Source organism: Holdemanella porci, assembly GCF_019052655.1.
Taxonomy (GTDB): domain Bacteria; phylum Bacillota_I; class Bacilli_A; order Erysipelotrichales; family Erysipelotrichaceae; genus Holdemanella; species Holdemanella hominis.
Window position 1 is genome coordinate 18,938 of record NZ_JAHQVB010000021.1, and the last position, 13,057, is coordinate 31,994.

12 protein-coding genes and 1 other annotated feature are annotated in these 13,057 nt (G+C 34.2%); of the genes, 10 read left to right on the top strand and 2 right to left on the bottom strand.

What is annotated here, in order from left to right:
- The first annotated feature begins 27 nt into the window (after positions 1–27).
- From KTQ83_RS05505 to KTQ83_RS05525, 5 genes are all read left to right on the top strand, one after another.
- Positions 28–822 (top strand): Type 1 glutamine amidotransferase-like domain-containing protein, encoded by a 795-nt coding sequence (locus KTQ83_RS05505; protein ID WP_186999500.1) that lies wholly within the window; start codon positions 28–30, stop codon positions 820–822.
- Positions 823–978: 156 nt separating this feature from the next.
- On the top strand, positions 979–1,497 hold the full coding sequence (locus KTQ83_RS05510) for a winged helix-turn-helix domain-containing protein (protein ID WP_117570896.1): 519 nt from the start codon (positions 979–981) through the stop codon (positions 1,495–1,497).
- A gap of 59 nt (positions 1,498–1,556) precedes the next feature.
- Positions 1,557–3,971, top strand: coding sequence for a glycogen/starch/alpha-glucan phosphorylase (locus KTQ83_RS05515; RefSeq protein ID WP_217256189.1), 2,415 nt, complete (start codon positions 1,557–1,559; stop codon positions 3,969–3,971).
- 320 nt (positions 3,972–4,291) lie between these two features.
- Complete coding sequence (locus KTQ83_RS05520; protein WP_217256190.1) at positions 4,292–4,642, top strand: hypothetical protein; 351 nt, start codon at positions 4,292–4,294, stop codon at positions 4,640–4,642.
- 33 nt (positions 4,643–4,675) lie between these two features.
- Complete coding sequence (locus KTQ83_RS05525; RefSeq protein WP_217256191.1) at positions 4,676–5,125, top strand: GGDEF domain-containing protein; 450 nt, start codon at positions 4,676–4,678, stop codon at positions 5,123–5,125.
- Between the two features lie 17 nt (positions 5,126–5,142).
- Here KTQ83_RS05525 and KTQ83_RS05530 read toward each other — a convergent pair whose 3' ends face one another.
- Positions 5,143–5,622 carry a cyclase family protein gene (locus KTQ83_RS05530; RefSeq protein ID WP_342367246.1) on the bottom strand — a complete coding sequence of 160 codons (480 nt, stop codon included), beginning with the start codon at positions 5,620–5,622 and terminating at the stop codon, positions 5,143–5,145.
- A complete protein-coding gene (locus KTQ83_RS12270) occupies positions 5,537–5,776 on the bottom strand; it encodes a cyclase family protein (protein ID WP_244975785.1) in 240 nt (79 codons plus the stop codon). Before KTQ83_RS12270 ends, KTQ83_RS05530 begins: the two co-directional genes overlap by 86 nt.
- A 75-nt stretch (positions 5,777–5,851) precedes the next feature.
- On the opposite strand from KTQ83_RS12270, the gene dxr reads away from it, so the two are divergent.
- From dxr to KTQ83_RS05555, 5 genes are all read left to right on the top strand, one after another.
- Entirely contained in the window at positions 5,852–6,988 is a 1,137-nt protein-coding gene (gene dxr / locus KTQ83_RS05535; protein WP_217256192.1) for a 1-deoxy-D-xylulose-5-phosphate reductoisomerase, read from the top strand.
- A gap of 51 nt (positions 6,989–7,039) precedes the next feature.
- Positions 7,040–8,575 (top strand): hypothetical protein, encoded by a 1,536-nt coding sequence (locus tag KTQ83_RS05540; protein WP_217256193.1) that lies wholly within the window; start codon positions 7,040–7,042, stop codon positions 8,573–8,575.
- Between the two features lie 65 nt (positions 8,576–8,640).
- A complete protein-coding gene (locus tag KTQ83_RS05545) occupies positions 8,641–10,152 on the top strand; it encodes a PHP domain-containing protein (RefSeq protein WP_199593065.1) in 1,512 nt (503 codons plus the stop codon).
- Positions 10,153–10,192: 40 nt separating this feature from the next.
- Positions 10,193–10,391: a binding site (T-box leader), on the top strand.
- 39 nt (positions 10,392–10,430) lie between these two features.
- Positions 10,431–12,368, top strand: coding sequence for a methionine--tRNA ligase (metG, locus tag KTQ83_RS05550; protein WP_217256194.1), 1,938 nt, complete (start codon positions 10,431–10,433; stop codon positions 12,366–12,368).
- Complete coding sequence (locus KTQ83_RS05555) at positions 12,368–12,550, top strand: hypothetical protein (protein WP_186999691.1); 183 nt, start codon at positions 12,368–12,370, stop codon at positions 12,548–12,550. Before metG ends, KTQ83_RS05555 begins: the two co-directional genes overlap by 1 nt.
- Positions 12,551–13,057: the final 507 nt, after the last annotated feature.

Here is a 13,057-nt window from a genome sequence, read left to right on the forward strand (position 1 = left end):
ATCTTTTTTCTTGAAAGGAGCCAAAAAATGAAATTATATATTGATGAGAATAATAAAGTATTCACCATGCATGAGGCAACGAGTGATATGAAGTGTTTTGAAGAGTTTGAAAATAGGAAACCCTATTCTTTTGTTGGAGTAAAAGAACTTGAAAATTGTATTCATCCTATTCATGTCTTATTGAATACGAGTATGATCGATGAAAAGTGGATATATATGAATTTAAAATCATATATATCTAAAAATGACCGTGTTTGTATCCTTCCATTTAGCTTTTTTAATGATACTAAAAATGAGTCTGATTGGAATAAACAGTATGCGCCTGGACAAGGGATATGGTATCGCTCTAATCAAGATGTATTCTACAAGTATGGAATCGGTAAGGAACAAATAGTATGGGTCAATTACTTTAAAGATTCGATGGATGAAATGAAGGAAAAGATTTTAAATAGTTCCATTTTGATGTTGACAGGTGGAGCTCCTGATTTAATGATGAAGCGAATTAAAGAAAAGAAATTAAAGAAGTTAATTAAAAATTATAAGGGAATTATGATTGGATATAGTGCAGGAGCCATGATTCAGCTTGACTCTTATCACATAAGTCCGGATGAGGATTATCCAGGATTTTTGTATCAGACAGGTTTAGGTTGTTTATCTGGTTTTGCGATTGAACCTCATTTTAGAAGTAGTAAAGTGCAGCTGCAAAGTATTGAAAAGGTAAAATCAGAGAAACAAATTCCTGTGTATGGCATCTATGAAAAGGGTGGAATGATCATTGATTCAAGCATTAAATGTTTCGGTAAAATAGAGAAATTTGAGTAAAAAATCATTAAAAGGTACTATATATTTGCACAAATTAATTGAAAATTTGCATAAATTAACAAAGAGTTAGCATTTAATGTTAAATTCACATAGATATGGGATACTATTGGTATGAGCCAAATGTGAAATGGTTAGCTAAAGGAGATAAGTATACATATGAAGTTTTGTAAGTTGATTACAGAGGTCGATTTAGAACTGCTCGAAGAGTTAGTCGATAATGGATATCCTGTGGATCGCATTGAAGAGAACGGGCAGGTTTACTACAAAACACCAGCTATGTTATGCCAAAATTTAAAAGTGAATGATGAAGTGAGAAATTACAGCAACGGTTTGATTTCAATGTCCATTGAAAATGTTCGAAAGAAAAAGGGGTTATATAGAACGGGGAATCTATTGATTGATATGGATTCTAATATTATCCAAAAGGGTAAAGAAAAAATCTTTATTCCTAAGGCAAGTTTTACAATTATTTCAACACTGATGGACGTTCCTCACAAAACTGTATCTAGATCGGCGTTGGTTTTTTACTTGGAACAGGCGTATCATCACGAAATATTGGATAACACTTTAACGGTTCATATCGCTTCAATTCGTCGCCTTTTGGGTGATGAATACATCAAAACCCATAAAACTGTTGGCTATTTTTGGGATTTCGATGTTTTTAAAGTGGGGTAAAGTTGAAAAATGGCTTGAAATAAAGGTATAATGTAAAGGCGTGGAAGGAGATTTAGATTATGCCACATCTATTTGAGTCTAAAGATAGTTTTAAGGAAAGCTTTAAAGAAGCTGTTTCTGATGCCTATGGACGTGATTTTGAAGAAACATATCCTGAAGAGAGATATATTATCCTGGGCAAAATGATTCGTGATTTTGCTGGAGAGCATTGGAGAGAAACTAAAAATGCGATCAAGAAAACAGAATCAAAGCAGCTTTATTATTTTTCTATGGAATTCTTGATGGGTCGTTTAATGACTAGCAACCTAATGAACCTAAACATCTATGATGTTGTTAAAGATGGTTTAAAAGATTTAGGTATGGACATCAATGACATGGAAAACATTGAAAGTGATGCAGGATTGGGTAATGGTGGTTTAGGAAGACTTGCCGCATGTTTCATGGATTCATTAGCTTCTCTTGATTTGCCAGGACATGGTAACTGTATTCGTTACCGTTATGGTTTGTTCAAACAAAAAATTGAAAACAACCAACAGGTTGAATTGCCAGACTGCTGGTTAAAGAATGGTAATGTTTGGGAAGTATGGAAACCTCAACATGCTGTAAAAGTTAAATTTGGTGGTTACGTAGATGGATACATGGATGGATATGGAAAATTCCATGCTCAACATCATCCGGAATTGGTCGTACGTGCTGTACCTTATGACGAACCAATCGTTGGATATCATACAACAACCACAAATACACTTCGCTTATGGGATGCAGAAGTTGATGAAGATTCTGTAAACTCAGGTGGATTAAATGAATATTTGAATCAAGTAACAGCTATTACAGCAAATGTATATCCTGATGATTCGACAATCGAAGGAAAACGTTTGCGTTTAACACAAGAATATTTCTTTGTATGTGCTGGAATTGATCAAATTATTCGTTCACACTTACGTGTATACCCAAGCTTAGATAATCTAGGTGATAAAGTTGCGATTCAGTTAAATGATACACACCCTGTATTAGTTATTCCTGAATTAATGCGTGTATTACTAGATGATTACTTCTATGACTGGGATGATGCTTGGAATATCGTGACAAAGACTGTTGCGTATACAAATCACACAGTTATGGCAGAAGCACTTGAAAAATGGCCTCAAGACATGGTTCGTTCATTGTTGCCACGTCTATATATGATCATTGAAGAAATCAACCGTCGTTTCAAATATGACGTAGATCACAGAGGATTATGTGGAATCTTCAACAATGTTTCAATCTTAAAAGAAGGACAAGTTCACATGGCTAACTTGGCTGTTGTTGGTTCTCACAGTGTAAATGGTGTTGCGAAACTTCACTCTGAAATCTTAGTAAACGATGTATTCAAAGATTTTGTGACAATTTATCCAGATAAATTCAAAAATAAGACAAATGGTATTACTCACCGTAGATGGTTATTGTTCTCAAACCCTCAATTGACTCAGTTGTTAGAAGAAACAATTGGAGATGAGTTCAAGACAAATCCAGAAAAATTAGAAGATTTAATGGCACACGTTGAAGATGAGGCTTTACAATCTAAATTCATGGATGTGAAACTAGAGCGTAAAAAGATTTTGGCTGCTTATGTAAAAGAAAAATTAGGTATTGATATTGATGTTAATTCAATCTTTGACTGCCAAGCTAAACGTCTTCACGCATACAAACGTCAATTATTAAATATCTTCCACGTTATGTATTTATACTTAAGAATGAAACAGGATCCTTCATTTAGAATTTACCCTCGTACATTCTTCTATTCTGCAAAAGCAGCAGCAAGTTATGATTTAGCGAAGGAAATTATTAAATTGATTAACATGGTTGCCAATGTTGTTAATAATGACCCAGAAATTTCTAAATACATGAAGGTTGTCTTCATTCCTAACTACTCTGTATCCATTGCTGAAATCTTATTGAATGCGGCAGATGTTTCTGAACAGATTTCTACTGCTGGTAAAGAAGCAAGTGGTACAGGAAACATGAAGTACATGATGAATGGTGCAATCACTCTAGGTACACTTGATGGAGCTAACGTAGAAATCGTTGAGCGTGTTGGATACGAAAATGCAGAAATCTTTGGTTTACATGTAGAAGACATCAATGAACTTCGTCATGAAAACTCATACAACGCATGGAACCTATACAATTCAAGCTACAATATTCGTATGGTAATTGATTCACTTAAGAATTGTACATGGTCAAATGATCCAAACGAATTTAAGTTGATCAACAACGACTTAATGATGCGTAACGATGAATTCTTCGTATTAGCTGACTTTGATGCATATGTATATGCTCAAGAAAAAGTACAAGCTCGTTACATGGACAAGAGTCGCTGGGCTAAGACGATGTTAGTAAACATTGCTAAATCAGGATATTTCTCTAGTGATCGTACAATTAGCGAATATGCTAAAGAAATTTGGGATTTAAAACCATTGTCATTTGAAGACTAATTAAAAAAACAGATCATATTTACCGATAAAGGGGATATGATCTGTTTTTCATGATAAAATGGTTTTATAAACTAAATTCGTTTTGCGTAAATCTACTATATATGTGTAGCTATCATGTTGATTCTAGGTTTTAAAACCTATCATTCCATGATGAAAAACAGTCAAATAGTTAGTTTTTTGCAGTTGTCTTTGTACATGTATTATATTTTCAAACTGATTTAGTACGAATGACGACAAATGGTCAGGACCTGTTTCTAAATGAAATGAGCTTCCTGTTCTTTTCGCTATGCATACTTTCTTGGTTTAATTACATCCAAATAATGTTTGAAGTTCATTGTTTAAAGAAATCGCAAACGATATTCGCAATGATTCCTGTGTTCGCAAGCGTTGTCCTTTTACTTGTGAAAACATTGGATGGATGTTTATTTCAAATCGATTCATATGGAAAGTTTCGAGAAGGACCACTCTATATTTTGCATGTATTTATAAACGATCTCTATTTTATGGTTGGAGCCTATCAAGCTTGTGTGTATAGCCGTAAGGCAAAGAATTATCAACAAAAGAAATCGAATCAAATTTTAGGCATTTATATGGTGTCACTATTGTTGATTGGCATAATGCAAGATTTTTTTCGTGACATTCCAGTTTTTTGTGTAGGAACTAGTCTTTGAATCCTTATTGTATATATTAGTTTGGAAAAACAAATGATTTCTATGGATCCATTAACACAATTGAATAACTGTAATTGTAGGGAACAGCATTTATTTGAGTGTGGAAGAAGTCAAGATTTAAATATGTACTTGTTAGTGCTGGATGTGAATAGATTTAAGAAAATCAACGATGAGCATGGACATGTGCAAGGGGATTTAGCATTAAAGGCCATTGCGAACTATTTAAAAGAATCTTGTATTGAAAAAAGTGATTTTATTGCTCGCTATGGTGGGGATGAATTTGTGATTGTGTATAAAGGAAATGATGTAGAAGGTTTGTGCCAAAGAATTCATGCGTATATAAAAAAACTATCTTTTCCCTTTGACTTAGATGTGAGTATTGGATGTGCACCATACCACAAAGATATACATAAATGGAATGATTGGTTTATTGAAGCTGATAAACAATTATATAATGAAAAGAAAAAATTGAAAGACCGGTGATCCGGTCTTTATTCATACTAAGCAATCGCTCGAATAGGAATGCCATCACAGTTTTCAATTTTAAGTTGGAAACAACTAAACCAAAATAATTCATCACCACATTGTTCTAAATGCGTGAGATTTTCTATATTCACAATATCTGTATCTTTAAATAACGCTTTGTGTCGTGTCAGATTTTCATCACACAGGGGGTCTTCTAATCCCATTACGTCAAAGCCAATGCCTTTGAAATTACTATTTAGAATGAATTCTAATACTGTGTTATCTATGCACGGGTAATCATTAAAATAGGTATCTAAATTCCAACGTTTATCCCAACCAAGATTAAAGAGAAGAAAATCAGCCAACTTGGCTTTATCTATATCGATTTTATCGATTGTGATGGCTTGTCCTTCTTTTAAATCTCTACAATCAACGACAAGAGCTTTGTCGATGAATTGTTCTGGGGAAAATTGATCTAAAGTCTTTTTGGTTCGTAAAAATATGGGCAGGTGGATCCATGTGTGTTCCTACATGAGAATACATTTGAAGGAGTGTTTCTTTAAAACCATCCTTTTCGTAGGTGCTTTTTGTGGTTAATTTTGGTGTTTCACTACCCGGAAAGACGGGCATATCTTCCGAAATAGTATGTGTTAAATCACTGCCTTTCATAATTTACCTCCAATTACTATTTAACCACATCTTTTATCTGTATTGTGTTAAAATGATAAGTACAGGTGATGAATTATGAAAAGAATACTATTATTAGGAGCTACAGGCTCTATCGGTTTACAAACAGTGGATGTGATTGAACAACATCCAGACCAATTTTGTCTAGTTGGTATTGCGGCTGGACATCAAGTGGATGTAATGCAGAAAATTATTGATAAACATCCAACCATTCAGGTAGCTGGTATTTCAGATGTTTCAAAGGCCAAAGAATTAAGTGGTGTTACTGTTTATAGTGGCAATGAAGCCATGGTTCAATGTATTGAAAACTGTGAATATGATTTGTTGGTGAATGCCGTTGTTGGATTTAGAGGATTAAAGCCTACATTAACATCTTTAAAAAAAGGAATTGATGTGGCATTGGCTAATAAAGAAAGCTTGGTTGCGGGCGGTGTTTTGGTGCGTCAGGCATTGCAGGAAACAAACACCAAACTATATCCAATCGATTCAGAACATTCTGCCATCTTCCAATCCTTGCAGGGAAATCGTAGTGAAGATGTGAAACGTTTAATTATTACGGCAAGTGGCGGTAGTTTTAGAGATAAGACAAGGGATGAGTTAAGCGATGTAACAGTAGAACAGACTTTAAAACATCCAAACTGGAATATGGGAAAACGAATAACAGTGGATAGTGCAACAATGGTCAATAAAGGTTTTGAAGTGATTGAAGCACACTATTTATTTGATTTGCCATATGAAAAAATCGATACAGTGTTACATCGTCAAAGTATCGTGCATTCTATGGTTGAATACAATGACAACGCAATTATTGCACAACTTGGATCTGCGGATATGCGTTTACCAATTCAATATGCGTTATGTTATCCAGATCGTCCGGGGTTAAAGGAAGATCATCCTTTGGATATGACAAAAACAATGAATTTGAACTTTAAAGAAATGGATTATGTTCGTTATCCAATGTTGAAACTAGCCTATGAAATTGGTAAAAAAGAAGGAAATCTAGGTGCCGTATTTAATGGAGCGGATGAACAGGCAGTACAGCTGTTTTTGGATAAAAAGATTTCATTTTTACAAATTGAAGAAAGTATTGAACAAGCTTGTAAGCAGGCAAAATATATTGAAAATCCTACAATTGATCAATTAGAAGCAACGGATGCGTGGGCTCGAAAGTTTGTTGTTGAATATTGGGACTAGACCAATTGATATTTTGGGAGTAAAATAGTGAAATGGAATGGAGGGTTTGTCGTGAATAAAGCAAAGGTTTATTGTGTCGCAAGTGCTGTAGCAGTTTGTGTGGCTTCAAATCCAAATATGGATGTGCTTGCCAAACAAGTACAGCCAGTAAAATTAGAAGAAAAAGCCCAACAGACAATTACTGCAGATGATTTTATCAAACAATATTTGAGTACAAAAGAAATTGTTAAAGATAGTACAAATAAAGATGTAGAAAAATATACATTGATCACTAAGGTGGATGAAAAGAATTATTCCTTCGTATTAACAGGAGATCAATTGTTCAAAGTCTTGACTAAAGAAAATCAGGATCAAATCAAAACAGCTTATGAAACAGCATACGCAAATGCAGGTATGAAAAAAGCTGAAGGATGTAAATTAAGCGCATATGAAATTGTTGTAGCTGAGGCAAATACATTGGTTTTAAACGCTAAAACAGCTTTAGATACATCTTTAAAAGATGCACAAAGTTTAGATTCTACAATCTTTACTACAGATAGCTATGCCGCTTTAAAAACGGTGATGGATGAATCCAGCCTTTTGGTTCAATCAACAAGTTCAACTTTAGAACAACTTACACAAGAGTTAGTGAAACTGGATAATGCAAAAAAAGCATTGATCAATGTTTCTGGATTAAAAGCTATCGTAGATCAATCAAGTACATATGTAAAGGATAGCTATACCAATAGAAGCTTTACGGCATATGAAACAAGTTTGAATGAAGCTAAGCAAGTATTAGAAAATGGTGCAAGTACTGTTGAAGACATTGAAAAGGCACGGTCTGCTTTAAATGCGGCAGCTGCTTCCTTAGTTAAAAAAGCGGATTTCTCTAAATTGAATGAAAAAGTGCAGGAAGCTAGTGAAGTCTTAGAATCCAATAAGGATATGCTTGAAGAAGAGTCTTATAATAACTTCAAGAAAGAATTGGATGATTGTAGTCTTGTACTTTCAAATGATGAATCAACACAGGCAAAAGTGGATGAAACGCTAGCACATCTAAATGCATATTTAGACGATAATACAAACTTTGTATACAAGGTGGTTACTTTAGAAGAAAAGGTTGCACCAAAAGTAGAAACAAGTAATGAATTATTAGCGCAAACATCCGTTGTACAAGAACAGCCGCAAGTTGTGGCTCCAACTGTAGAAACAAAGAAGGTGGATGCCGCAAAAGTGGAAACGGTAGTCAAACAAGAGATTACAAGTACGGCAGCTGATAATTTCATTAAGACATATTTAACGAGTACAAGTGGAAATATCTTTACAAGCGCCAACAACTTGAATTATCAAAAGATTCTTTCTGCGATGCCTAGCTGGGTAAAATTATCTGCAACTGATAAAAATGCAGTGAATGCAGAATTGGTGAATAAAGTTGGTAAAAAGTATCAGCGTTTATTGCAGGAAGCACAAAAATTTAGTATGAATGCAGGAAAATATACGCCTGTAAATACATCAACAAACACAAATATGACGATTTATTCATGGTTATGTATGATGTCTTTAGCGGCATTAACATTTGCGCTAAAACGTTTAAGAAAACAAGATTAAGGGCTATGGCCCTTTTTTTCATGCTTAAAAATTGTTATAATAACGAAAGAAAGGCTTATAATTTTATGAAACAACAGAAATACAATTTTAAAGATCTAACTCTAGCATACTTTCAAAAAAAATCGAAATTGTATCGTGCAGGTGGATATAAATATGCCACTCCATTAAAACGGAATCTAAGAGATTACCAAAATCATTTCTTTGCGTTTTTGATGGATGTCAACATTTGCTTATTGCCTGTTTATATATGGGTTCTTGAGTTTTTATTAATTATGTGTGGATTGATTCCACCACACTTCTTTGATTTATTATTCTACTTAATGTTTGCCTTGTTATTTGTATCTAGTGTATTATTACTTGCGTTTTTTACAGCACGAACAAATGGGCAATCATTTGGATATGCCATCATGGATTTGAAATTGGTTCGTAGAAATAAAAAAGAGGCGATGCCAATCAATTTGATTTTGCGACAAGCATTGGGATTTGGTCTTCCTTTGATGATTTTAGGGTTCTTCTATCAAGTGCCGGGAGTCATTTTATGGTGGGTCATCAATGGTATTGTTGTCCTAATCACTCCAAACCAACAAACTCTATTTGATTTGATTTTTGGTTTGGTTCCTGTAAATGAACCAGATCAGGAAATTCGTTTTGAAACAAAGGTAGAACCAGCTTTAGTAAAAGAAGAGTTGGTTGTGACTCCAATCGATTTACATATTCGTTCAAACTACAGTGATGATGGTTATTATGATGTAGAAGAATTATTCAAACAAGCCAAAGAAAATCGCTTGGAAGTTATCTCAATCACAGACCACAACTGTGCAAGGGCAAATGCGGCAGCGGTTCGTTTTTCAAGTTTGTACAACATTCAATATATTCCAGGCGTGGAAGTGGATGCACAATATAAAAGAATGCGAGTACGTATTCTAGGTTATTATATTGACTGGACGAATGAAGCGTTTGAAGTGTTAGAACAAAATTCTTTGAAGCGTGAAAAAGATTTATCCATGGAGCGTGTTGAAAAATTCGAAAATTACTCAGACATTCGTATTGATGTAGATTCGTTAATTTCAAATTCTCGTTTCCAAACTATTACACCAGCAGAAATCACAAAGATGGTGTTCCATAACGAAAGAACGCGTTTATTGCCTTTTGTGAAGAAGTATATTGATAGTTGTGAAAGTGAGAGTGTTGCGATGTCTCGTTTTGAAACCGATGTATTTGGTAAGAATGGACCTTGTTATGTAAAGGCTAACTATCCGGATGCGAAAGCAGTAATTGATGCGATTCATAGTGCTGGAGGTATTGCGATTTTATCAAGCTGGCATTTAGATTATATTTCAGATGATGTTTTAGAAGAAATTGTGGATTTAGGTATGGATGGAGTGGAATGCTTCTCTAATGATATTCATGAACAAACGGTTGCGGCTGCGTTGAAAATTGTTCAGAAACGCAAATTATTCGTATCTTGTGGTAGTGATTATCATGGTCCTACAAAGCCAAAATATCATATGGGTGTTTCAAATTGTCCTGAAAAAGCTTTACCATTGGTAAAAATTTTGACAAAAGCTGCGAAATAAATTTGCTCAAAATACGTTGTATAGCGTATAATAAACAAGTCAATAAGCTTAGAAAAGAAGAGTATTTATATGGCGTACTAAAGAGAGCAGATGGTTTGGTGTGAATCTGCGTACAATATATAGAGAAGATGGTCTTGGAGCTTCTTTATCGATAGGTAGGTAAAGACGTATGCTGGCGTTAACAGCTTGAGGTGTGAAAACACAAACTAAGGTGGTACCACGAAGCTTTCGTCCTTGGATGAAGGCTTTTTTTATTTGTATGATAGGAGGAAATAAAGATGACACAAAAGAAAGAACCATTTTATTTAACAACGGCAATTGCGTATACATCAGGTAGACCTCACATTGGGAATACATATGAAATTATCTTGTCGGATGCGATTGCTCGTTTTAAAAGAGCACAAGGATATGATGTATTCTTTCAGACAGGTACAGATGAGCATGGTGTAAAAATTGAAGAAAAGGCAAAAGCTGCAGGTGTAAGTCCACAAGAATTCGTGGATGGTGTGGCTGCTCAAATTAAATCAAACTGGGATTTAATGAATACAAGCTATGATTATTTTGTGCGTACTACAGATGATTATCACGTAAAAGAAGTACAAAGCATTTTTAAACGTTTATATGATCAAGGAGATATCTATAAAGGAACATATGAAGGATGGTATTGTACGCCTTGTGAATCATTCTGGACAGAATCTCAATTGGTAGATGGATGTTGCCCAGATTGTGGTCGTCCAGTTAAGAAGGCAAAAGAAGAAGCCTACTTCTTTAATATGCAAAAGTATGCGGCTCGCTTAATTAAATACATTGAAGATCATCCTGATTTCATTCAACCAGAATCTCGTAAGAATGAAATGCTGAATAACTTCTTGCGTCCGGGATTACAAGATCTTTGTGTATCTCGTACATCATTTACATGGGGAGTTCCTGTTGACTTTGATCCAAAACACGTTGTATACGTTTGGATTGATGCATTAAGCAACTATATCACTACACTTGGCTATCATGCCAATGGTGTTAGTGATGAAAAGTTCAACAAATACTGGCCTGCAACACACATTATTGGTAAAGATATTTTACGTTTCCACACAATTTATTGGCCAATTATTTTAATGGCTTTGGATTTACCTTTACCTAAGAAAGTATTCGGGCATCCATGGTTGCTTACGGGAAGTGACAAAATGTCTAAATCAAAAGGTAATGTGATTTATGCCGAAGATTTAGTGGCTCACTTTGGTGTAGATGCTGTTCGTTATTACTGTTTACACGAAATGCCATTTGCGCAAGATGGAACGATTACTTGGGAATTAATGATTGAAAGAATTAATTCGGACTTGGCAAACATTTTAGGAAACTTAGTATCTCGTACAATTGCGATGTCAAATAAATATTTTGGTGGTTTAGTCAAAAATCCAAATGTATGTGAAGCAGTCGATGAAGAATTAAAAGCCTGTGCTTTAGAAACTAAGAAGAAAGTAGAAGCTAAGATGGAAGAACTTCGTGTTGGTGATGCATTAGATGAAGTATTCACATTGCTTCGTCGTACAAACAAGTACATTGATGAAACAATGCCTTGGGTACTTGCAAAAGATGAATCAAAACAAGATCGTTTAGCTACTGTTTTATATAACTTATTAGAATCTATTCGTATTTCAGCAGTATTATTACATTCATTCTTACCTGAAACTGCAGAAAAGATGTTTGCATATTTAAATACAAAAGTAACGGATTTAGATTCTTCTGAATCTTTTGGAAGCTTAGAAACAGATATTCATGTAGTTGAAAAGTGTGAACCATTGTTTGCACGTATTGATGAAAAGAAATTTATGGAAGAGTTTAATAAAGAAAAAGAAGTAGCTAAAAAAGAAGCACCTAAAAAAGAAGAAAAAGTAGAAGAAGTTACGATTGATGATTTTGCAAAACTACAATTCAAAGTAGGTACGATTTTGAAGTGTGAACCACATCCAAAGGCAGATCGTTTATTGGTTGAACAAGTTGATTTGGGTGGTGAAGTCCGTCAAATCGTTAGTGGTATTGCGAAACACTACAAGCCAGAAGAATTGATTGGAAAACAAGTTGTCGTAGTGACAAACTTAAAACCAGTAAAATTACGTGGTGTAGAATCATATGGTATGATTTTGTGTGCTACAGATGACAAAGACTTGTCATTTGTCACTGTCGCAAAAGAAATGCCTAATGGTGTAACTGTTCGCTAATGAATGATAAACAAAAGGTTGTTTTTAAACAATTACAGCTGGCTGGACTTGGCATTGTCGTCTTTGTTTTTGGCTTGTTGTATCAAGAAAAAGCCATTTCCATTGTAGGAATCTGTATCTTGATCTTTGGCTTACTAAGAACCTATTACATTAAAAAAATAATTGAAAAACTAGATGAGTAAATAATTGCTCATCTTTTCTTGTATATTAAGATTTTGGTTTCGGAACAGAGAAATACGACATGTGAAATGGTATTAAAACATCACAATCTAATAGTGATAAAGTTTCAATTGGAATGTTTGGATGATAAGTTGTGTCCATAATTGAAGTATAGAATGAAACCCTTCCAAATAGAATAAAAATGCAGTGTCAATGTGAATTTAATGTGAACATGTGAGAATATGGGGAATATCACATATTTACATTGATGATATTATAACACAAATAAAATAATTTATGAAGTCTCAAATCTATATATTAAGCTTGCATTAAATATAGTATAATAGAGTCAGATAGAACAGGAGGACTTGTCTTATGAAGGTCTTTTCAATGTTGCAAAGAATCTATTATAAAGATCTGGAACCAGAAGCAGAATTGATCATTAAAAAGAATCTTGAACTGTATAATTGTATGCTTCATAAGGCATTCAAGATCTGTTTTGATCGTGCCTATAAGGATGTTACTTATTC